Origin of the sequence: Pseudoalteromonas sp. THAF3 (assembly GCF_009363775.1) — a bacterium.
Classification (GTDB): domain Bacteria; phylum Pseudomonadota; class Gammaproteobacteria; order Enterobacterales; family Alteromonadaceae; genus Pseudoalteromonas; species Pseudoalteromonas ruthenica.
On sequence record NZ_CP045418.1, the window covers coordinates 1,863,747 to 1,885,561 of the forward strand.

The window sequence follows — 21,815 nt, forward strand, 5'->3', positions numbered from 1 at the left end:
AGCCACAAAAAAGCCGCGCAATTGCGCGGCTGATAGTCGAAACCAGTGTGCTTACTGGGCTATCACATCTTCATTAGTGATAGGCAATATCGTACCTTTGGATTTCAGATAGGTCGCTACTTGCTGTTGCATTTCAGCATTCGCTGCAGCGCTATCTGCTGCACTTGCTCCTGCTTGCGGGTTCGCAGCTGGCGTCAAAAGGGTACCATGGTGGCCTTTACTAAAGCGTACTAGGTAGCTTTGTGGGCTATCTGCTAACTGCGTTTGTGCTGCATTGTCAGCGCCCATCATCATTGCAAGTGGAATAGTGCCGGCAATGGGGTTGCTCTCAACCATAGGCGGGATCACCGTATCCGGCTTGTTTTCCATGCCATCACCCACAACCACGCTGGTATAAACTGGGGTTTGCTGTGCGTTTACACGCATTGCGTAGTTGGTTGGGTCACCGGCATCAAGCAATGTTTGTGCAGCGTAGGTAAACTGCGTTAACAACCCTTGAATATTAGCCAAGCTGGCAGTGTCACCTTGAGCTGTTAACTGCGCTAAAAACGCTTGATAACCACAGCCAACGTACGCCTCTTGGTTATCAATAAATTGTGCACAGCTAGAGACTGCGCCTTCTTGTAGGAATGCGCCAAACGCTGCTGACTCATCGGTTCCTGCACCAGCTAAGACTGAACCTTGGATAAATGGCCCAAATGAATCTGATGCAAGTAAGAAATTGGCGATGCCGCCACCACCACTGCCAAGTGCCACCGTGTTCACTTTAAACAATGGATCAACCTGAGGGTCAAGCTCCGCATTCGTCATAGATAAGAAAGCCGGGGCCACAACCGCACCTAAGGAGTGACCGACGAAGCCCACATCCATCGTGTTGAGCATAGGGTCGTTGGCAAAATTAAGGCCTAGGCGCAAACCCAGTAAATCCGCAGCTGATTGGCGTAAGTTATCACGCGCGACCAGCAATGAATTCAAATTCATATACGCAAGCACAGAGCCTGTGGTCGCATTAAAATCGTCAGTGCCATCATTGTCGACATCGATTCCACGCTCACCGTGAGCCGGGTGGTCAATAGCAACGGTGGCAAAACCTTGAATACTTAGCGCCGCGGTCAACGCCAGCATATCCTCTTTGCGACTGGTAATCCCATGTTGCATGATAACAACTGGCCAGCCAGCAGCAGGCATGCTCATGGCATCAAGCCCAAGCTGACTGCGGATAGCGTTTAAGGTCATTAAATCTGCCGGTTTTGTAACCTGTACAGGTATATTGCGATAGCTCTGCACTTTCGGAATGGTGTTGTATTTCGTGAGGTGACGTTTGTCATCCAAGCTCAAATCACGCAATTGACCGCCGCTGAGAGTGGCACATATCGCATCATTTTCACTCACTGGTTGCTCAGGGAATGCTTCGCCAGCCTGCTCTTTATAACCAAGCACGGTTACAGCGCTGTCGCAGTTTGCTTGCCAGTAGGTGTTGTTTAAATCACTGAGCTCTTTGCCTTGTGGGCTTTTTAAGTAGTAAGGAAGAACAATGCTGCCTTTTTCATAGCTCACAGCGTTAAATGCAGGATTAATGTCTTGCATGCCTTGAGCCGCAAAAACCTGCCCTACTGTGAGCGCAGGCTGTTGTGGGATCATCATCTCAGGCTTTGGTAGGCTATCTTGAGTGAGCGACGCAGCAAGCAAGCTTTTAATCGTGCCGAGCACTTCACCTGCGCTTTGCATGGTCATCGCTGCTGAGTAAACAATGTCGTCTTTGCTTAGGTCACTGCCGCCGACAATAACGTCTTCGTAACTATTGATCACCGCTTGCAAACTCAGTTGCTGCTCAGTAACAAGTGGGTCTTCACTGCTAACGCTTGCATAGGTCGATGACGGGGCAATGGCGTTACCGGCTGAGTCGGTCAGGCCGTTGGTCAATACCGTAATGTACGAGCGCCCTTGAGTAAATGGCTTAAGTGGCACCACGGCCACGGAATTACCACTGGCTTGGGTGATAAAGTCAACGCCAAAGTTAAGCTCTTTAACATATTCACAGGCGATGCCTGCCGGTACTTGGGCGCAGGTTTGTGAGCTTTGGTCGGCGCCCATCACAACTTCAAAAATACGCACATTACCCGGTGTTGCAGCCGATGTTGCATCAAGGCTTACACCAGGGGAAAAATCGAAATCAATGGCATACGGCATTTGCGTCGACCACCCATCTAACGCACCGAGCGCCAGTTGGGGGTTAGTGTAATCATCGCCTTCACCAGGAATATTCAAGGTGCCATCGGTGGTGCCGCTTAAAAGCAGATCATTGGGTACGGAGATTTCCCCGGCACCGGGGTCAAACACCACTGTGGATTGCGGAACAACCGTAGGTGTTTCATTTTTAACGTCTTCGAGCGTTTCTCCGCCACCACAGCCAGCGAGCGCAGACGCTACAGCGAGAGGAAGTAGCAATTTTTTCATGTTGTTGGCTCCAAACCTTTTTTATTGTTATCTGCTTATTATGTGTGTATTAAAGATAGCAAAATGTTAATGACACATTAGACCAGTTTAACTTAACGTAAACCTATGCCTTTCGCCACTTAATTTTGTAATTAAATCGATTACTTGTTATTTGAGTATGGTAAAATTCTTAAAAAGATCATGCTCTAGGTGCAGCTTATGCAAAACTACCAAGCAAGTGCAAATGCATTAGATGAAAAAGTCATATTAATTACTGGGGCTGGCGACGGCATCGGTCGGGTTGCCGCGTTAACCTATGCCAAATACGGTGCTACAGTAATTTTATTAGGTAAAACAACTAAAAAGCTCGAAGCAGTTTACGATGAAATCGTCGCTGCAGGTGGCCCACAACCAGCGATTGTTCCATTAGATTTAAAAGGCGCCACGCAGCAAAATTACCGTGACCTGGCCGCCACTATTGATCAGCAATTTGGTAAGCTCGATGGCTTATTAAACAATGCTGGTATCCTAGGTGCATTAGGCCCAATGGAACATTTCTGTACATCCACTTTCGAGAACATCATGAAGGTCAATGTCACTGCGCAAGCAATGCTGACCAAAGCGTTGTTTCCTGTGTTAAAGAAATCAAACAATGCATCGGTTGTGTTTACGTCGTCGGGTGTTGGCCGCGAAGGCCGCGAATTTTGGGGGGCTTATGCTATTTCTAAATTTGCCACCGAAGGCATGATGCAGACGTGGTCGAAAGAAGTCGATAAAACCAATATTCGCATCAATTGTATTAACCCAGGCGCGACCCGCACGAGTATGCGTGCCAGTGCTTACCCGGGAGAAGACAAAGACAAGCTAGCAACGCCTGAAGACTTGATGCCCACGTACCTTTATTTAATGAGTGATGACTCTAGTGAAGTTAATGGTCAGTCGTTGGATGCGCAAATTAAAAAGAAATAATTAGCACATCATAGATGTAAAAAACGCCGCGTTGATTGCGGCGTTTTTTGTATCTGAATTAACGGCGCTTCTTTTGTTGTTGCACGCGCTGATTATGCTTTTTAACAGCCTTTCTAATGCGGTTCACTTTAGCGCGTTTGTCTTTTCGCTTGATAGGGTCAACCGATAACTTAGTTTGTGTTTCAGGCTTTAACTTAACGGTCTTACGCAGGTAATTCACTTTACTGAGTTCAAGTTCTTCCCAGCCACCTTGTGGTAAGCGCTTATTGAGCTCCAGCTCGCCATAACGTACGCGGATCAGGCGCGATACTTCCACCCCTTGGGATTGCCACATACGACGTACCTCACGGTTACGCCCCTCGCTCAATGTAACGTTAAACCATTTATTGATGCCCTCACCGCCCATAGGCTTAACACTATGAAAACGTGCCGGCCCATCATCGAGCTCCACGCCTTTGGTGAGGTTGCGAACTGCTTCTTTGCTTACATCACCAAATACGCGCACCGAATATTCACGCTCAATTTCGTAGCTCGGGTGCATCACCCTATTGGCGAGCTCTCCATCGTTAGTAAATAGCAGCAACCCTGAGGTGTTAATATCTAAACGACCAATAGCAATCCAGCGGTCGCCTTCAATTCGCGGTAGTCTGTCAAATACCGTACGACGCCCTTCAGGGTCTTTACGGGTGCACAGCTCACCTTCAGGTTTGTGGTACATTAATACCCGACACACTCGCTCTTGTGGCTCTTCAACTTTGACAATGTGGCCATCAACACGAATGGTTTGATTAGGCTCAACGCGATCGCCTAAGCGCGCCACTTTGCCATCAACGCTCACGCGGTTGGCCTCGATGTACTTTTCCATCTCGCGACGGGAGCCGACGCCGGCTCTGGCTAGGACTTTTTGTAACTTTTCACTCATTCAGATGGTTCTCTCACAGAAGGATCGTGTAATAACTTGTCTATCTGGCTTTGTTGCTGCTCAGGGAGCGGCGGTAATTGCTCTAAGCCAGATAGCGAAAAATAATCTAAAAATTCATTCGTCGTCGCATATAACGCGGGGCGACCAGGGACTTCCTTATGGCCAATCACCTTCACCCAACCGCGCTCCTGCAATGTTTTCATAATATTGCTAGCAACAGTCACACCTCGCACTTGCTCTATTTCGCCTCGGGTTATAGGTTGACGATAGGCTATCAGTGACAGGGTTTCCATTAACGCCCTTGAATATTTCGGTGCCCGTTCTTGGAATAGCTTGCTGAGCCAAGGGCTTAAGCTACTGCACGCTTGAAAGCGATAGCCTGAGCCAACGTGCACTAAGCGGATCCCTCGGGTTTGATAATGCGCGCTGATGGCCTCTAAAGCTTCATTAACGCGCTTAGAAGACACATTAATATCACTGAGTACAGTTTCTTTGAGTTGTTTTTTTGTCAGCGGTTTAGGGGCAACGAAAATTGCCGCCTCTAGCAACTCTATAAGCTGCTCGTCACTAATGCGTCGCGTGCTCATGCTCAGACCTCCATCGCGGGCGCTATTATGGCAGAGCTACACCATAAGGCAATGCAAATCACGCTGCAGCATGCTCTTTTAAACGCACATGTATGGCACTTTCGCTATTAGCTTGTTGGCAGTGAATAAGCCCTTCTTTGGTGAGCTCTAATATGGCTATAAAGGTCACCACCACACCGGCGCGCCCTTCTTGTGGGGTAAATAGCAAGGCAAAATCAATATAACCGGAGTGGTTTTGTAATTGCGCTAAAATAGCGCTCATGCGTGCCCGGGTCGATAGCTGCTCAGGAGTGATATGATGATGCTCAAAGGTTTTGGCTCGGGCCATGACATCACTGAGTGCCAGCATTAATTCTTCTAGCGCTACTTCAGGAAATAAAGGCTCAGGCATAGCCGCTTCTTCAACTAACGCGTGAGCGGTAAAAATATCGCGCTCCATGCGCGGCAATTCATCGAGCTGCTCCGCCGCCTTTTTAAATTGCTCATATTCTTGCAACCGTCTGACCAGCTCGGCGCGAGGGTCTTCCTCTTCCTCACCGAGTTCTTCATGCACAGGTAACAATAAACGTGATTTTATCTGCGCCAATAGCGCCGCCATCACCAAATACTCACCGGCGAGCTCCAATTGAAACTCACGCATCATTTCCACATAGCGCATATATTGCTCGGTGATGCTAAAAATAGACAGCTCAAGAACATCGAGTTTGTGCTTTTTGATAAGATAAAGCAGCAAGTCCAAAGGCCCTTCAAAAGTCTCGAGTACGACTTCTAGGGCATCCGGTGGAATATATAAATCTTCTGGCTTTTCAACCACGGCCTCGCCGCGAATAAACGCCAGCGGCAGCTTTTGCTGCTCTACCAAAGTATCTTGGGTCATTATTCAAAGGGACTGGGATCACCACAGCCGACACGCAAAATCTCCACTGCGTCATCGGACAAGTCCACCACAGTAGTGGCCTGTTCACTCAAAAAACCACCATGGATGATCACATCGACGTGCTTCTCTAAACGATCACGAATTTCATCGGGGTCAGACTCGGTGAATTCAGCGCCTGGCAAAATCAATGAACACGACATTAAGGGTGCGCCAAGCTCTTCAAGCAACGCCTTACTAATAGGATGATCGGTGACGCGAATACCAATGGTTTTCTTTTTATCGTTTAATACTCGTCGTGGTACTTCCTTAGTGCCTTTGAAAATAAAGGTATAAGGGCCTGGCGTATTATTCTTGATCAACCGAAACATCTGGTTATCAACGCGCGCATAGGTCGCAAGCTCTGATAAATCGCGACACATCAAAGTAAAATTATGGTGCTTTTCGATACCCCGAATTCGGGTGATCCGCTCTTGCGCGGCCTTTTCCCCTAGTTGGCACCCTATGGCATACCCAGAATCGGTGGGATAGACCATTACGCCGCCTTTGCGCACAATATCCACCGCTTGTTGGATCAGCCGTGGCTGCGGATTTTGCGGGTGAATGTGAAAAAATTGACTCATGTTTATCCTTGCTTTGTGATAACGACTACTGCCAACGCTGCCATACGCCTTCACAGTCTTTAGGTAAGTATAGGTTCTTTCCTAATTCTATGTAAGGTAAAGGAAAATGGAAATCAGAACCTTGCGAGCACAGCAGTCCATGCTCACGCGCTAGCTGCCCTAAAAACTGCCTTTCACAGGGCGCTTGTTGGGTTTGGGCCACTTCCATTGCATCGCCACCGAGCGTGGCGAATTCGTTTACTAACTTACGCAGCCACTTATTCGACATTTTGTATCGAGCCGGATGCGCGAGCACACTCTGCCCGCCTGCTGCGGCGATGGCCTTAATGGCGGTGTGCATGTCACACCATGTACTTGGCACATACCCGGTGTTGCCGCGACTGAGGTATTTTTTGAAGATGCCTTGAAAGGTCTTCGCTGCGCCTTGCGCCATTAACACCCGGGCAAAATGGGCACGCGTTACTTGCGCCTCAGCGGCCAGCTCACAGGCTTGTTCATAGGTGTTTTCAAACCCTGCCTTTTGCAGACGTTCGCCTATTTTTATCGCTCGTTCACTGCGCTTTTGCTGTTGTTCAGCCAATAACGCTGTCAGTTCCAGAGCCTGGGTGTCAACCTGCAAGCCAACAATATGAATTTCAAAGCTGTGCCAGCGCGTGGATATTTCGACTCCGGCAACCAATTCTAGGTCGAGCGCCTGCGCAGCTATCGCGGCGCGCGCTGGAGCGATACCGGCAATGGTATCGTGATCGGTGAGCGCGAGCACATCAACTCCCTTGTCGGCGGCTCTCGATACCAGCTCATCAACACTTAAGGTCCCGTCGGAAAAATTACTGTGGCAATGTAAATCGTACTTAAGCACACAGCCCTCTTAACAGCTATCAATAATGCCATTAGCTTATCATTTTTCACCCCGCAGCGCGGCAATAACTTTTTATTTATAAAATGGTTGACACTGATGCTCAGCTAGGTTTAACTAACAGCCATCAATTAATTAGGATTATCAAGCTCATGCAGTCACAGGCTAACAACACACATATGACATGGTGGTGGCACTCGTAATCGCGGGTGGAATTAGTCGTGCGCAGTGAGTACTGCCTGATTAACAAAACCCGCAGCAAGCGGGTTTTTTTGTATCTACACTAAGGTAAGTAACATGATTTTAACGCAGTTCGTAACAGTAATTTGGTGGTGGCACTCGAGATAGCGGGTGGGCCTTGTTACGGCTGAGCATAATTGCAACCCGCAGCTTTTCGAAGTATGCGGGTTTTTTGTTTTTAGGCCATCATCATTGCTAGCAGCAATAAAACCGATGGCAATACATTTTGGGAATGAGGACTTTTTATGATTTTTAGCCACATCTCGACCGAGCCCGGTCAGGTGACCAGCATTAGCCAGCGGCGAGACTACATCCCCTCTGCGCTGAGCCTATTCGCCAAGCTCGATACCGATAATAGCCTGTTACTGGAGTCCGCAGAAATAGACTCCAAAGCCAATTTAAAAAGTATCGTATTAGTTGATAGCGCATTGCGCATAGAGTGTAACGGCAGCGAGGTCAGTGTCGTCGCGCTATCCAATAACGGCGCGCAACTGCTGCCTTACTTGCAGCGCCACATTGATGCCGGCACCACCACACTCGATAACACCACCTTGCAAATCAGCTACCCGCCCGTGGCCGGCGACTTAGATGAGCATGCCAAGCTCAAAGCAGCCAACGCCTTCGATACCCTACGTCAGTGCATTAATCGCATCAGCAACAACTCTGACAATCCGTTTGCCATTTTCTTAGGCGGCGTAATGGGCTACGACATGGTCGCGAATGTTGAGCAACTGCCCGCCGTCGAGGCAAAAGATAACAGCTGCCCAGACTATGTTTTTTACCTTGCTGAAACCCTAGTGGTGGTTGATCACCAAGCACAGAGCACTGAAATTATCGGTAACGTGTTCAATGGCCCGCAAGTGCATGCTAATTGCTTTGAGGTAGGACAAAAAGTCGAACGCTTAAACACCCTCTGTGATGATGTGGAGGTACTACCAGCACCGCAGGCAACGGCGCAGCCTGTAGAAGCCAGTGTCGATATCAGTGACGAAGACTTCAAGGCGCAGGTTAGCCAACTAAAGCAACATATTATCGATGGTGATATTTTTCAGGTGGTGCCTTCACGAACCTTTACTCTGCCTTGCCAACAGCCATTAGCGGCCTATGCACAGCTGAAAACACAAAACCCCAGCCCCTATATGTTCTATTTGCGCGACCAAGATTTTACGCTGTTCGGCGCCTCGCCTGAATCGGCCTTAAAATACTGCGCCCAGAGCAATCAAGTTGAGGTGTACCCGATAGCGGGCACGCGCCCGCGTGGTAAACATGCCGATGGACGTTTAAATTTAGACCTCGATTCGCGCATCGAGCTCGATTTGCGCAATGATGGCAAAGAGCGCGCCGAGCACATCATGCTTGTCGATTTAGCGCGTAACGACGTAGCTCGTATCAGCCAGGCCGGCACGCGTCACGTTAAAGAGCTACTCAAAGTCGATAGATACTCCCATGTCATGCACCTTGTTTCGCGGGTGGTAGGACAGTTAAAAGAAGACCTTGATGCACTGCACGCTTACTCGGCCTGCATGAATATGGGCACTTTAGTTGGCGCCCCCAAGGTCAGCGCTGCACGCTTAATTCGTGAAGTAGAAAAGAAACGCCGAGGCAGCTATGGCGGTGCCGTCGGCTATCTCACGGGTGAGGGAGCCATGGACTCCTGTATTGTTATCCGCAGTGCTTTTGTCAAAGATGGCCTGGCCCATGTGCAAGCCGGTGCTGGGGTGGTTTATGACTCAGACCCGCAAAGTGAAGCCGATGAGACTCGCGCAAAAGCCGGCGCCGTACTGCGCGCTATCGCCACCAGCCAAGGAGCAACAAACGCATGAATTATAAGATTTACTTCTTAGATAACGAAGACTCTTTCAGTTATAACTTGGTGGATGAATTTGCGCAGTTGCGCCAAGAGTTGGTGGTGTATCGCAATACCGTGGCGGCGGAAGTCATATTCGAGCGCATGTGCGCAGAAACCCAGCCGGTGGTGCTCGTGCTGTCCCCCGGGCCCGGCGCGCCCGACAGCGCGGGATGTTTAATGGCGCTCATTGACCTGTGTCGGGGACGTTTCCCGATGCTTGGGATTTGTCTCGGGCAACAAGCATTAACGCTGGCGTATGGGGGTGAAATTGGCCATGCCCAGCAAACGGTGCATGGTAAATCATCCACCATTAGCTTAACGCCTCACCCCGCTTTTAATGGTTTTGGCGAGCACCTTGTGGTGGCCCGTTACCATTCCTTAGTGGCAACCAAGGTAAGCGAGCAATTAGCGATTATCGCGCAGTACCAGGGCATGCCGATGGCTGTGTGTCAGCATCAAGATAAGGTGCTTGGCTATCAGTTTCACCCAGAGTCGATTCTAACTCCTCATGGCGCGCAACTATTGCAGCAAAGCCTTGAATATTTAACAGCACAGGGGTAACTCATGGATGTAATGAATAAGCTGTATCAGCAGCAGGACTTAACCTTTGCAGAGTCACAGCAACTGTTCGATAGCGTAATGCGCGGCGAGATTGATGATATCACCCTGTCGGCCATGCTTACCGCGCTGAAAATTAAGGGTGAATGCGCCGACGAGATTGCCGGGGCCGCCGCCGCTATGCGCGCCAATGCCCTACCCTTTAACACCTCGGCGCAACACTTGGTCGATGCCTGTGGCACCGGTGGTGATGGTGCCAACACTATTAATATCAGCACCACGGCAGCGCTTGTAGCCGCCGCCTGTGGAATTAATATGGTTAAACATGGTAACCGCAGTGTATCGAGTAACTCAGGGTCGTCTGATTTGTTACAAAGCCTGGGTATCAATATCGACATGAGCCCAGAGCAAGCCGCCGCGATGCTAGAGCAAACCGGCTTTGCGTTTTTGTTCGCTCCGCTTTACCACCAAGGGGTCAAGCACGCGATGGCGGTGCGTACCACCCTTAAAACACGAACCCTGTTTAATATTCTCGGGCCGCTTGCTAACCCGGCGGCACCGGATTATCAATTACTCGGGGTGTACGACCCTGCCTTATGCTTACCTATGGCAAAGACCCTGCAAACCTTAGGATGCAAACGGGCGATGGTCGTCCATGGTGCCGGCACCGATGAAATCGCCTTACACGGTGAGACTCGAGTGGTTGAACTCAACCAAGGGCGACTGCATGAGTACACCTTAAACCCCAGTGACTTCGGACTTGCAAACTATTCACTTGCGCAACTCAGTGGTCAGGGGCCAGACTACAACGCCAATGCCACGCGGGCGATTTTAAGCGGCCAAGGAGAGCCAGCGCACACCAGTGCGGTGGTGATCAATGTCGCAGCGTTATTAGTATTGACCGGCAAAGCGGCTAATTTCAAAGAGGCCAGCGCGCAGGTTCAAGACGTTTTACAATCCCAGCAAGCACAACGCACGCTTGATACCATCATTGAGGTAAGTCATGGCTAATGTATTAGAAAAAATTGTTGCCGATAAACGCCATGAGGTAGCGCAGCGTCAACGCACGCAACCGTTAGCGAGTTTTATTGACGACATCACTGCGAGCGACCGTGATTTTTATCGTGCCCTGAAACAGAGCCCAACGAGCTTTATTCTGGAATGCAAAAAGGCATCGCCCTCAAAAGGGCTTATTCGCGATGTATTTAACCTGGATGAAATCACTGCCGTCTATAAAAAGTACGCCAGCTGTATTAGTGTGCTGACCGACGAAAAGTACTTTCAAGGCCATTTTGACTACTTAACCCAGGTACGACAGAAAGTCAGCCAGCCACTGATTTGCAAAGATTTCTTTATCGACCCTTATCAAGTTTATTTGGCTCGTTTACACGGCGGTGATGCTATTTTATTGATGCTCTCAGTGCTTGATGACGACACCTACACGGCGCTTAGCAAACTGGCTAAGTCACTGAATATGGATGTATTAACTGAGGTGAGCAATGAGCAGGAAGTAACTCGGGCGCTGGCGTTGAACGCCGAGATCATCGGTATCAATAACCGTGACTTACGCGACTTATCGACCGATTTGGCGACCACTGAACGGCTTCGCCAATTGATCCCCAGTGATAAAGTGGTGATTTCTGAGTCGGGCATTTACAGCCATAAAGACGTGCAGCGCTTAAGCACCTTGTGTGACGGGTTTCTGGTTGGCAGTTCTATTATGGCCCAGGCTGATATTGAAAGCGCTTGTCGCGCCTTAATTTTTGGCGAGCATAAAGTCTGTGGTCTTACGCGCTCACAGGATGCACAAGCGGTATACCAAGCTGGTGCCTATTATGGTGGCCTGATTTTCTATCCAGGCTCACCCCGCTATGTTGACATTGATTGCGCCAAGGCCATTGTTGATAGTGCGCCGCTGCATTACGTAGGGGTTTTCGTTGACGCACCGATTGCGCAAGTCAGCGACTATGCCACGCGATTAAAACTGGCTGCCGTGCAGCTGCATGGAGGGGAGGATGAGCATTATATTCAGTCATTACGCCAAGCGCTGCCGTTATCGTGCCAAATTTGGAAAGCACAAGCGGTGGCTACACAGCTGCCTAAAGCGCTCGCGGGCGTCGACCGTATTCTCTATGACACGTATAGCAAACAAGCGAAAGGTGGCACCGGTGAGCAATTTAACTGGCAACTGCTGGCGCAGGCTGAACCCCCTTTCATGCTGGCAGGCGGCTTGACCCCTGGCAATATTGCTGACGCTTTAGCACACAACGCAACCGGGCTGGATATTAATTCCGGCGTAGAAACCGCACCCGGTAAAAAATGTACACAGAAAATTAATGCTGCCTTTGCGGCAATTCGGAATTATTGAGGTGGTTATGAGTAATTCAGCCTATTTTGGCGATTTTGGCGGCATGTTTGTGCCGGAGCTTTTGGTGCCGGCGCTTAAACAGCTAGAAGCCGAGTTTAATAAATCACAACACGACCCGCTTTTTGAGAAAGAGTTTCACTCTTTGCTCAATGAATATGCCGGCCGTCCGACACCTTTAACATTAACGCGTAACTTGGTGAAAAACCCCAAGGTCAAACTGTATCTTAAGCGTGAGGATTTACTTCACGGTGGCGCCCATAAAACCAACCAAGTGTTGGGCCAGGCCTTGCTCACCAAACGCATGGGCAAAGAGGAAGTCATCGCTGAGACCGGTGCTGGTCAGCACGGTGTGGCTACGGCTTTAGCCTGTGCGCTGTTGGGTTTAAAGTGCCGCATTTATATGGGCGCTAAAGACGTCGAGCGCCAGCAGCCTAATGTATTTCGTATGCGCTTGATGGGCGCTGAAGTGATACCTGTTACCGCCGGCTCTGGCACCTTGAAAGACGCCGTGAACGAAGCGCTGCGTGACTGGTCAGCGAATTATAAAACGGCGCACTATCTGCTTGGTACCGCTGCCGGACCACACCCTTTCCCAACGGTGGTGCGCGAGTTCCAAAAAATGATTGGTGAAGAAGCCAAACAACAGGTTCTGGAAACCGAAGGACGTTTACCCGATGCGGTCATTGCTTGTGTCGGCGGCGGCTCTAACGCCATTGGCATGTTCACCGATTTCATTGATGAGCCGAGCGTCAAGCTGATCGGCGTTGAACCCGCAGGTAAGGGCCTTGATAGCGGTGAACATGGCGCGACCTTATGTCGTGGCAGCAAAGGAATTTTGCATGGCGCTTACACCTACATCATGCAAACCGAACAAGGCCAAATTGAAGAGTCCTACTCAGTATCGGCAGGCTTAGACTACCCCGCAGTGGGGCCTCAGCACGCGCATCTGCATGAAAGCGGCCGCGCCCAATATGTGGGTATCACCGATGATGAAGCGCTGGATGCATTTAAGGCGCTGGCACGCCATGAGGGCATTATACCGGCACTTGAGTCGAGCCACGCACTGGCCTATGCCCTCCAGTACGCGGAGCAACAAAGTGAAGAGTGTATTATTGTTGTAAACCTCAGCGGCCGAGGTGACAAAGACTTGGCCCATGTGCATCAAGTGCTTGCTGCTAAAGGAGATATATCATGAGTCGTTATGCCACCACCTTCGCCAACCTCGCCGAGAGCAATGAAGGCGCGTTTGTGCCCTTTGTGACCTTGGGCGATCCAGGTAAAGCACAAAGTATTGCCATTATTAAAAGCCTGATTGATGGCGGTGCCGACGCATTAGAGTTGGGCATCCCCTACTCCGATCCAATTGCCGATGGCCCGGTGATTCAAGCTGCTAATATTCGCGCCTTAGAGGCGAACATTAGCACCGATGATTGCTTTGACATCATTCGCGAAATTCGTGCCTATAACGCAGATATTCCAATTGGTTTACTACTGTATTCTAACTTGGTATTAGCCCGTGGACCGCAGCAGTTTTACCAACAAGCCAAAGACGCTGGGGTAGACTCAATCTTGGTCGCCGATGTGCCCTTACATGAGTCGAAAATGTTCCGTCAAGCGGCCACTGAAACCGGCATTGAGCCGATTTTTATCGCCACCCCCAATGCCGATGATGACACCCTTCGACAGTGCGCCTCTTACGGGCGCGGTTACACCTACTTGCTCTCCCGAGCAGGCGTCACGGGCACTGAAACCAAAGCGCAAATGCCAGCAGATTCGATGATTGCCAAGCTAAAAGAATATCATGCCGCACCTGCGTTGCTTGGCTTTGGTATTAGCACTCCGGATGATGTGAGCCAAGCCCTGAGCAGTGGTGCTGCGGGGGCTATCAGTGGCTCCGCCGTGGTAAAAATTATTGCCGCCAACCTGGACCACCCAGAGGCCATGTGTGAAGAGCTGAAAGTGTTTACTATCGCCATGAAAGAGGCGACCAAGGGTTAGCCTGGCTGTATGTGGTCTTTTAATGCCTTGGCGCATTTGAAGGCCACTTTATTTTGCCCTGCTATTTCTATTTCCTCCCCTGTTTGCGGGTTACGACCGCGTTTCGCCGGATGATAGCTAAGCGAAAAGTTACCAAACTTAGGTATAAATACCGCATCCCCTTCGTGTAAAGACCGCGTTATCGCCTCAATGAGCGATGTTAACGCTGCCGCAGATTGTTGCTTAGTTAATCCACTGCGCCCATGCATGGCGTCAATTAGTTGCTTTTTGTTCACGGTGCTACCTACTGAAAACTCAAAGCCGCGCAGCCTAAAAGGCGACAATGAAAATGTCAATGTCGCACTGATCCTTGAGCTTGCTCTCAGATACTGGTAAAACGGCTGCTACCTAATGTAATGGACGTCGTGAATGAGTACTTTAATTGAATACATTCCGCTAATTTTATTTTTCGCTGTTTATAAACTCGTTGATATCTACTGGGCGACGGGCGTATTAATCGGCACCAGTGCCCTGCAGCTTGCTTATGGCTATTTTAAAGAGGGCCATATTGCTAAGCGTCATTGGGTGTTTTTCGCTATCGCCCTGGTGTTAGGAACCATGACTATTCTGTTTCGAGATGAGCATTTTATCCAATGGAAGGCCACCTTCATTTATGCGCTGTTAGCGGTGGTGTTATTAGCCGCACGGCTGTTTTTCAAAAAGAACCTAGTGCAAAAGGCACTCACTGGGTTACTCAAGTCGGTAGAAGAGAAGCAAGGCGGTGAGCAAGGCCAAGAGATTGCGGTACCAGAGCGGATTTGGGAGCAGTTAAACATTTTCTGGGTTATTTTATTTGCCGTTATTGCAGTGCTCAACATTTATGTTGCCTACAATTTCTCGCTCGACTTTTGGGTAAACTTCAAAGTGTTCGGCCTTATCGGCATCACCTTTGTGGCTATTATTGCCACGATTATGCGTCTTTACCCTTACTTTCCTGAAGAAGAGTCATAAAGCTGTCGTACAGCCCTGCTACACTGAGTACATATTGAGTGTAGCAATGGGCTGAAACATTGAATAACGCGCAGTATCGCTGGCTAGAACTGTTCTGTATCTTTATCCTATTGCCGGTTGCCGGCTTGCTGATGCGCGAGTATTTGCATAACTGGCTGATCCCTGCGTTGATCACCCTGACTACCGTATGCTGTTTTATTCTGCTTACCGATCCCCACTTTAAACGCTTTCGCATCACATCCATGGGGCAGTTCTCAGCAGTGCGTAAGCGCATTGCCACGTTTTTTCTCACCGGAGCATTATTCTCGGGTGTGCTCTATGGCATTCTCAATCAGGAAAACTGGTTTAGCTACCCGCTGCAATCACCATTGAGCTGGTTAATGCTACTGGTGTTATACCCGCTGCTCTCTGTGTTGCCACAAGAGCTGATTTTTCGCACCTATTTCTTTCACCGCTATAAGCCCATCATTCCTAGCAAAACTTGGCGTATTTGGTTAAGTGCCAGCGTATTTTCCTTGGCACACATGGTTTATGGGAATTGGGTTGCGATAGTATTGTCGTTTTGCGGTGGGCTATTGTTTTCTTATACCTATGCGCACTCACGCTCCACACTTGTGTGTGTACTGGAACATAGTTTGTGGGGGTTGTGGATGTTTACTCTGGGACTTGGCAGTTATTTAGATTCGGGGGCTATTTAGGCTAGCCCCCGACCGGCGAATTAAAAGCCGAAGATACTGATGGCGAAAAACTTGGTTGCCACAGTATTGATGAAAATCAACAGCAAAATCGCTGGGATAAAGGTTGATAGTGAGAAATTCACGTACTTTTGCATGAAGCTGCCTTCGTAACTAGCGCAGCCTTGCAAAAGCTCATCATTCAAACGCGCCTTCTTCCAACGATACATAACAAACAAACACACCATCAAGCCATTAAGAGGTAAAATGGTGTCATAAAACACGTCATAAACCACATCAAAGAAGCTCTTATCAGCATCACCGTAGTGGGTGAACTGAGTCAACCAATCGACCATGCCAAATGATACGGTACAGCCAATGGTGAGTAAGCCGATAGCGCCAGCTAAAACTAACAGCGCTTTTTTGCGGCTGTAGCCCTTTTCCTCAATAAGCGTTGCTGTGGGCACCTCTACAATCGACACCAACGACGTAATGGCAGCGAAAAACACCAACAAGAAAAATACAAACGCCACCATAGACGCGCCCATATAACCAATATCGGTTTGCAGTGCCAAAAGAATCTTCGGTAAATAAACAAATATCATCGACACCGACGACTCTGAGAGTTGGCTTGGGTCAGTATCCGGATTAAAGCTAAAAATGGCTGGCAACACCATTAAGCCAGCGGTAAAAGCCACCAGTGAATCGGTGATGGCGACCATCTTTGCGCCACCAACAATATCATCCTTTTTCGAGATGTAGGACGCGTAGGTCATCAAAATCCCCATCCCTAACGACAGCGAGAAAAACGCTTGTGATAAGGCACCATTGAGTACGCTGGCATTCATTTTGGAGAAATCCGGGACCACATAATAACGCACACCCGCCATAGCATTATCCAAGGTCAATACATAGGCAACCAAACCGATGAGCAGCACAAAAAGGGCTGGCATTAAGAACTTCGCAGCCTTTTCAATGCCCTCTTTAACGCCACCGACCAGGATTAAGTTAACCACAATGGCGACCACCACCATGTAGCCAAAAATACTGTATTCATTAATGAAGCGGCCAAAGTTACCGGGGTCGGCAAGCGCATCAAGGTTGCCCATGGCTGTTTGTGCCAGATAACCGAAAATCCACACCGTAATGACCATGTAAAACACCGCAATCATAAACGGCGTCAGTACCGCAAGAATTCCTGCACCGCGCCAGCGCGGTGAATTATCCGACAGTGTTTTGTATGCACCATAAGGGTCTTTTTGCGCTTTTCGGCCCATTGCCATTTCCGCCATCATGACTGGCAAACAAATAAACGCCACAAACAGTGCATAAACTAAAAGAAAGGCACCACCGCCGTTTTTGGTGGCCGAAACGGGAAACCCAACGAGGTTGCCAATACCTACCGCAGAGCCTGCAGCAGCAAGAATAAAGCCCAAGCGAGAGCTAAAATGTTCACGTTTTTCGCTCATAGAAAAACCTTGTTATTGTTTTAACCCGACTCTACCAGTGTTAAACAAAGCTTTTCAAGCTTTAACGACTGCTGGTGGGCGCGGTCCCATTTAAACAACGATATTAATTTACAACGCCTATCATTGCTGGCTATCATAAATGTAATCGATACCAAGTACTTGGTTATTATTATGTTGTACATGATTTATTCCACCGATGTGGAAAATTCGCTCGAGCAGCGTCTTAAGGCGCGTCCAGCGCATCTTGCACGCTTGCAAGAGTTACAGCACCAAGGGCGCTTACACCTTGCCGGACCACTTCCAGCGACGGACAGTAACGACCCGGGTGGAGCTGGCTTTACGGGCTCATTAGTCGTAGCTGAATTTGCATCCTTAGAAGATGCACGGGAATGGGCCGCTGATGACCCCTATATCGCCGCTGGTGTATATGAAAACTCAGTAGTCAAGCCCTTCAAGAAGGTGCTTCCAGCGTAATTCAGTAAAGGTTAATTGATTTTTTGTATGCTTGCGACATTGCCGCTGCAAGTGCAGTGTATGTTGCGCAACGAAAGATCAATTGGGAGTTCTTTGAACCATGCTTAAATATATAGCCGCTATATTTACTGCTTTTGTTTTAGCCACGTCAGTGGCCCAGGCTGGCTCAACGCCCCCCAAAGACATTGATAAAAAGCAGGCAGTGGCAATTGCCAAAGAAGCCGAAAACGGTAAAGTGTTAAAGATATCTGAACAAAGGGAAAAGTTTATTGTTCGTATATTAAAGCCCAAGGGCCGTGTGGTTGACGTCAGCGTCTCAAAACGCACCGGGCAGGTAGAGAAGGAAAATAATTAATGCGCATACTAGTAATTGAAGACGACTTACATTTGGCAGATAACCTGCGTAGTGCCCTAGAAAAAGAGCGCTACAGCGTTGATTTGTGCAATGATGGAGAAGCGGGCCTTTTCCATATTTGTGAATACCCACTGGATATGGCGGTGGTTGATTTAGGCTTACCAAAAATTGATGGTATTGAGCTTATCAGACAAGCCCGTAAAAATGGTGTCGACATCCCTATCTTAATTTTGACTGCGCGCGATCGCTGGCAAGATAAGGTCGAAGGCCTCGATGCCGGTGCCGACGATTACCTTACCAAGCCATTTCATGTGGAAGAGTTAATCGCTCGTTGTAACGCATTAATTCGTCGCAGTGCGGGTCAGGCTAACCCTGAAATTGAAAACGGCCCAATCCGTATTCATACACGCTCGCAGCAGGTATGGGTAGAAGAGCGCGAGCTCAACCTGACCGCTTACGAATATAAAGTGTTGGAATATCTGATGGTGAATCCACAAAAAGTGATTTCTAAATCGGAATTGACCGAGCACATTTACGACCAAGACTTTGATCTCGACTCTAACGTGATAGAAGTATTTGTCCTGCGTCTGCGCAAGAAACTGGACCCAGAAGGCACCCTGAACCCCGTTGAGACCCTACGTGGGCGAGGATACAGGCTGCGCACCCAGTGGTAGGAAATCAAGTTTCACTGAAAATAAGACAAGGATTTATCCTTGTCTTTTTGTTGATCGTAGCCATGCCTATTTTATTTGCTTCGATTGGCAACGCGTATCGTGCCTCATTAGTGGAGGCCACTGAAAAAACCCTCGAAGCGCATTTATACTCATTAATATCTGAAGTTGAATACAGTGAGCGTGGTGTAGAAATGCCACGCAGTATTCTTGCCCCCGAGCTGAACCGCGTCACATCAGACACCTATGCCATGATTTATAATGGCAACGAGCGAGTCTGGCAAAGTGAGTCCGCCTTAAATATTGATTACAAACCGGACTTAGTGATCACCGAAACCGGTAAAGCGGATTTTCGCCTCGTGACCGTCAATGGTCGCAAATACTGGCAACTGTCACTCACTGGGATCCTCGCGAATCTCGACCAAACCATTGAAGCCCGCTTCATTGTGGTTAAAAGTAACGATGGTTTATTAAGGCTGATGGAAGGGTTTAAGGAGACATCAATAAACTGGATGTTAATTATGGGTGTGGTGATCACCGTGTTGATGATCATCGGCTTTATCTGGAACTCTCGTCCATTACATCGCTTAGATAAAGAGATAAAAGCCATTGAATCGGGCGAAGGCACGCGTATCAAAGGCAACTACCCTGTTGAGCTGCAAAATATAAAAGCCGATTTGAACCTACTGTTGGAGTCACAGCAACGGCAAAAAGAGCGTTATCGCGCGTCTTTAAGTGACCTTGCCCACGCCCTGAAAACCCCCTTGGCTGTACTTAAGTCAAGCCCTATGGCCAGCGATGACGATGCCCAAGAGCAGTTGGACCGCATCAATGTGATGATCGAACACCAATTAAAGCGCGCAGCCACGGGTGCGTCCGATACATGGAAAAAACAAACGCATATTAAGCCGGTAGCAGATTCTATCTTCAATGCCATGAGTAAAGTGTATCGTGATAAAGACATCGAATTCAGTGTCGATGTGAGCGACAAACACTTTTTCTTGGGCGATAAAACCGATTTAATGGAACTGCTTGGCAACCTCATTGATAACGCCTGTAAAGCCTGTGTCTCGCAGGTGAGTTTAAAGGTCGAGCAACGTAAGAAGCGTCTTAAACTGATGATTGAAGACGATGGTCCTGGCGTGCCTGAGGAGAAGCGTGAGTTGCTGTTGCAGCGTGGTACCCGCCTTGATAGCTATGAAAGCGGCCACGGTGTGGGTATGGCCATTGTCGCTGATCTCGTAAACGGCTATCATGGTATTTTAAGCATTGACGACAGCCCCTTGGGCGGCGCTCGCTTTATGCTTGAGTTTGATTACCAAGAGATAACCTAACGTCATTATGAAACGTCACTTTTTTGTGTTAACCATTGGCCTCGGCGCCTGTTTGTTCAATACTGTTGATGCTAATGAAATTGCGCAATGCGCGCCGGTAGGCGAAACACCCGATAGTCGTCGTGACTATATCCAATGTCTTGACCGCCAGTTAGAGCTTCTGCGTCGAGATTTGACTGCGTGGCAGAATAAGCGTCAGCTGCAGCTCGAAAACTTCGCTAAGCAATCGGGGATCACTCAGCCATTGGATATTTATTTACGCTCGCAGCAGAGCTTTGACAGCTATCTTGAAGACAGCTGTCGGTGGCGTTATCTGCGTGTGATGCCCGACGCTGCGGCTGCGGCGATGGCGTATAAACATTGTGAGTTACGGCTTATTGAGCAGCGTATCGACAGTTATCGCGTACCACTGGATTAACCTTGGTCACTTTGCTTAGCGTCGTCTACGTCGGCGCCAAGTAAGGTGGCAAGCCAGCGTCCTTCTTCGCTCTCTTCTAGGGCTATTTTCACCACCATAGTCAAAGGCACAGACAGCAGCATACCCACTGTGCCCAATAACCAGCCCCAAAAGATTAACGATAAAAACACCACTAAGGTCGATAAGCCTAATCCCCGACCCATAAATTTAGGCTCGACCACGTTGCCCATCACCGCATTGATGACTAAGTATCCCATGCCCACAAAAGCCGCAGTCAATGGGTTTTGCGTGATCAAAGCCAGCAATACCGGCGGCACAGCGGCGATAATAGAGCCGATATTGGGAATGTAGTTAAACATAAAGGCAACCACGCCCCACAAAATAAAGTAGTCGACGTCCAGCGCCCACAATAACATGGTCGCTAAAAAGCCTGTCGCTAAGCTAACTAAGGTTTTAATCGCCAAATACGAGTTAATGGACTCAAGAAAACGGTCTATTTGCGCCATTTTCATATCTGGGTCATCTAACGCTAAGTGAATTTTGCGACTAATACTGGGTCCTTCAAATAACATAAACACCACGGTAATGATGATTAAAAACAGGTTAGCCATCACCCCGCCTAGCCCAGTTAACATGTTGGTGGCTACATCAATCATTTTCCCAGGGTCAAACATTGAGATCAGTTGCTCTTTATTTAGGAAAATATTGTATTGCGCTAACGTGTTCACCGCCCACACAAACTCTTTCTTTAATTGCTCTTTATACTGCGGCAGGTTTTGCGAGAAATCATTCACCGACTGCCCTACCAAGCCGCCAATACTCAAAAGGACGGCGACCACCAGCAGTATAACAATGCTCACTGCCACGCCTTTGGGAATTCGGTAGCGACCTAAAGTATCAATCAAAGGGTTGCAGATGATGGCAATGAATACCGATAGAATAAAAGGCACCACCAAGGCGCTTGCGGTTTTCACCCCTGCCAAAACCACCACCAAGGCGGCCATAACTAGGAGGCTTTTACTCGCTCCAGTGAAGCTGGGCACAGTTCGTTTCCTTAAAGCAGACAAGTGATGCTAGTTTAGGTGAGATACGTTTGAAAATAAACCATTGATTGGCCATAGGAAATGATCTTAAATTCGCCAGTTTCGTA

Annotated in this window: 23 protein-coding genes; 14 read left to right on the forward strand and 9 right to left on the reverse strand. The window is 48.7% G+C overall.

The window, feature by feature from the left end:
- Positions 1–51: 51 nt before the first annotated feature.
- On the reverse strand, positions 52–2,457 hold the full coding sequence (locus tag FIU82_RS08530) for a VolA/Pla-1 family phospholipase (RefSeq protein WP_152440854.1): 2,406 nt from the start codon (positions 2,455–2,457) through the stop codon (positions 52–54).
- Positions 2,458–2,655: 198 nt separating this feature from the next.
- Between FIU82_RS08530 and FIU82_RS08535 the strand changes: the two genes are divergently transcribed.
- On the forward strand, positions 2,656–3,405 hold the full coding sequence (locus FIU82_RS08535) for a YciK family oxidoreductase (RefSeq protein ID WP_152440855.1): 750 nt from the start codon (positions 2,656–2,658) through the stop codon (positions 3,403–3,405).
- Between the two features lie 58 nt (positions 3,406–3,463).
- Here FIU82_RS08535 and rluB read toward each other — a convergent pair whose 3' ends face one another.
- Genes rluB through FIU82_RS08560 form a run of 5 tightly spaced genes read right to left on the reverse strand, consistent with a single transcriptional unit; the run spans position 3,464 to position 7,270 of the window.
- A complete protein-coding gene (gene rluB / locus FIU82_RS08540; RefSeq protein WP_138507858.1) occupies positions 3,464–4,327 on the reverse strand; it encodes a 23S rRNA pseudouridine(2605) synthase RluB in 864 nt (287 codons plus the stop codon).
- Positions 4,324–4,914, reverse strand: coding sequence for an SMC-Scp complex subunit ScpB (scpB, locus tag FIU82_RS08545; RefSeq protein WP_022943561.1), 591 nt, complete (start codon positions 4,912–4,914; stop codon positions 4,324–4,326). Before scpB ends, rluB begins: the two co-directional genes overlap by 4 nt.
- Before the next feature lie 58 nt (positions 4,915–4,972).
- On the reverse strand, positions 4,973–5,791 hold the full coding sequence (locus tag FIU82_RS08550) for a ScpA family protein (RefSeq protein ID WP_022943562.1): 819 nt from the start codon (positions 5,789–5,791) through the stop codon (positions 4,973–4,975).
- Positions 5,791–6,411, reverse strand: a complete 621-nt coding sequence (locus FIU82_RS08555) for an L-threonylcarbamoyladenylate synthase (RefSeq protein ID WP_152440856.1) — start codon at positions 6,409–6,411, stop codon at positions 5,791–5,793. The genes FIU82_RS08550 and FIU82_RS08555 overlap by 1 nt, the downstream gene beginning before the upstream one ends.
- A 25-nt stretch (positions 6,412–6,436) precedes the next feature.
- Entirely contained in the window at positions 6,437–7,270 is an 834-nt protein-coding gene (locus FIU82_RS08560; RefSeq protein WP_152440857.1) for a PHP domain-containing protein, read from the reverse strand.
- A gap of 482 nt (positions 7,271–7,752) precedes the next feature.
- Between FIU82_RS08560 and FIU82_RS08565 the strand changes: the two genes are divergently transcribed.
- The 6 genes from FIU82_RS08565 to trpA are packed head-to-tail and all read left to right on the forward strand — an operon-like array spanning position 7,753 to position 14,280.
- Positions 7,753–9,330: an anthranilate synthase component 1 gene (locus FIU82_RS08565; protein WP_022943565.1), complete on the forward strand. Its 1,578-nt coding sequence runs from the start codon at positions 7,753–7,755 to the stop codon at positions 9,328–9,330.
- Positions 9,327–9,917: an aminodeoxychorismate/anthranilate synthase component II gene (locus FIU82_RS08570; protein WP_152440858.1), complete on the forward strand. Its 591-nt coding sequence runs from the start codon at positions 9,327–9,329 to the stop codon at positions 9,915–9,917. The genes FIU82_RS08565 and FIU82_RS08570 overlap by 4 nt, the downstream gene beginning before the upstream one ends.
- A gap of 3 nt (positions 9,918–9,920) precedes the next feature.
- Complete coding sequence (gene trpD, locus FIU82_RS08575; protein ID WP_152440859.1) at positions 9,921–10,925, forward strand: anthranilate phosphoribosyltransferase; 1,005 nt, start codon at positions 9,921–9,923, stop codon at positions 10,923–10,925.
- The gene (gene trpCF, locus FIU82_RS08580) at positions 10,918–12,282 is read left to right on the forward strand and encodes a bifunctional indole-3-glycerol-phosphate synthase TrpC/phosphoribosylanthranilate isomerase TrpF (RefSeq protein WP_152440860.1); all 1,365 of its coding nucleotides are present in this window, start codon (positions 10,918–10,920) and stop codon (positions 12,280–12,282) included. The genes trpD and trpCF overlap by 8 nt, the downstream gene beginning before the upstream one ends.
- A 7-nt stretch (positions 12,283–12,289) precedes the next feature.
- Positions 12,290–13,477, forward strand: a complete 1,188-nt coding sequence (trpB, locus tag FIU82_RS08585) for a tryptophan synthase subunit beta (protein WP_045978473.1) — start codon at positions 12,290–12,292, stop codon at positions 13,475–13,477.
- Entirely contained in the window at positions 13,474–14,280 is an 807-nt protein-coding gene (gene trpA / locus FIU82_RS08590) for a tryptophan synthase subunit alpha (protein WP_152440861.1), read from the forward strand. The genes trpB and trpA overlap by 4 nt, the downstream gene beginning before the upstream one ends.
- On the opposite strand, the gene FIU82_RS08595 is transcribed toward trpA, so the two are convergent.
- Positions 14,277–14,555, reverse strand: a complete 279-nt coding sequence (locus tag FIU82_RS08595; protein ID WP_022943797.1) for an HU family DNA-binding protein — start codon at positions 14,553–14,555, stop codon at positions 14,277–14,279. The genes trpA and FIU82_RS08595 overlap by 4 nt on opposite strands.
- 133 nt (positions 14,556–14,688) lie before the next feature.
- On the opposite strand from FIU82_RS08595, the gene FIU82_RS08600 reads away from it, so the two are divergent.
- Positions 14,689–15,270: an inner membrane-spanning protein YciB gene (locus tag FIU82_RS08600; protein ID WP_053910389.1), complete on the forward strand. Its 582-nt coding sequence runs from the start codon at positions 14,689–14,691 to the stop codon at positions 15,268–15,270.
- A gap of 59 nt (positions 15,271–15,329) precedes the next feature.
- The gene (locus tag FIU82_RS08605; RefSeq protein WP_152440862.1) at positions 15,330–15,968 is read left to right on the forward strand and encodes a CPBP family intramembrane glutamic endopeptidase; all 639 of its coding nucleotides are present in this window, start codon (positions 15,330–15,332) and stop codon (positions 15,966–15,968) included.
- Between the two features lie 20 nt (positions 15,969–15,988).
- Here the strand turns inward: FIU82_RS08605 and FIU82_RS08610 are convergent, their stop codons facing one another.
- A complete protein-coding gene (locus tag FIU82_RS08610; protein WP_152440863.1) occupies positions 15,989–17,413 on the reverse strand; it encodes a sodium-dependent transporter in 1,425 nt (474 codons plus the stop codon).
- 171 nt (positions 17,414–17,584) lie between these two features.
- On the opposite strand from FIU82_RS08610, the gene FIU82_RS08615 reads away from it, so the two are divergent.
- From FIU82_RS08615 to FIU82_RS08635, 5 genes are all read left to right on the forward strand, one after another.
- Entirely contained in the window at positions 17,585–17,887 is a 303-nt protein-coding gene (locus FIU82_RS08615; RefSeq protein ID WP_026110949.1) for a YciI family protein, read from the forward strand.
- Between the two features lie 100 nt (positions 17,888–17,987).
- Positions 17,988–18,242, forward strand: coding sequence for a PepSY domain-containing protein (locus FIU82_RS08620; protein WP_022943802.1), 255 nt, complete (start codon positions 17,988–17,990; stop codon positions 18,240–18,242).
- Positions 18,242–18,916, forward strand: coding sequence for a response regulator transcription factor (locus FIU82_RS08625; protein WP_022943803.1), 675 nt, complete (start codon positions 18,242–18,244; stop codon positions 18,914–18,916). The genes FIU82_RS08620 and FIU82_RS08625 overlap by 1 nt, the downstream gene beginning before the upstream one ends.
- Complete coding sequence (locus FIU82_RS08630) at positions 18,910–20,247, forward strand: ATP-binding protein (RefSeq protein WP_026110951.1); 1,338 nt, start codon at positions 18,910–18,912, stop codon at positions 20,245–20,247. Before FIU82_RS08625 ends, FIU82_RS08630 begins: the two co-directional genes overlap by 7 nt.
- Before the next feature lie 7 nt (positions 20,248–20,254).
- On the forward strand, positions 20,255–20,665 hold the full coding sequence (locus FIU82_RS08635) for a lysozyme inhibitor LprI family protein (RefSeq protein ID WP_022943805.1): 411 nt from the start codon (positions 20,255–20,257) through the stop codon (positions 20,663–20,665).
- On the opposite strand, the gene FIU82_RS08640 is transcribed toward FIU82_RS08635, so the two are convergent.
- Positions 20,662–21,708 (reverse strand): AI-2E family transporter, encoded by a 1,047-nt coding sequence (locus FIU82_RS08640; RefSeq protein WP_045978403.1) that lies wholly within the window; start codon positions 21,706–21,708, stop codon positions 20,662–20,664. The genes FIU82_RS08635 and FIU82_RS08640 overlap by 4 nt on opposite strands.
- Positions 21,709–21,815: the final 107 nt, after the last annotated feature.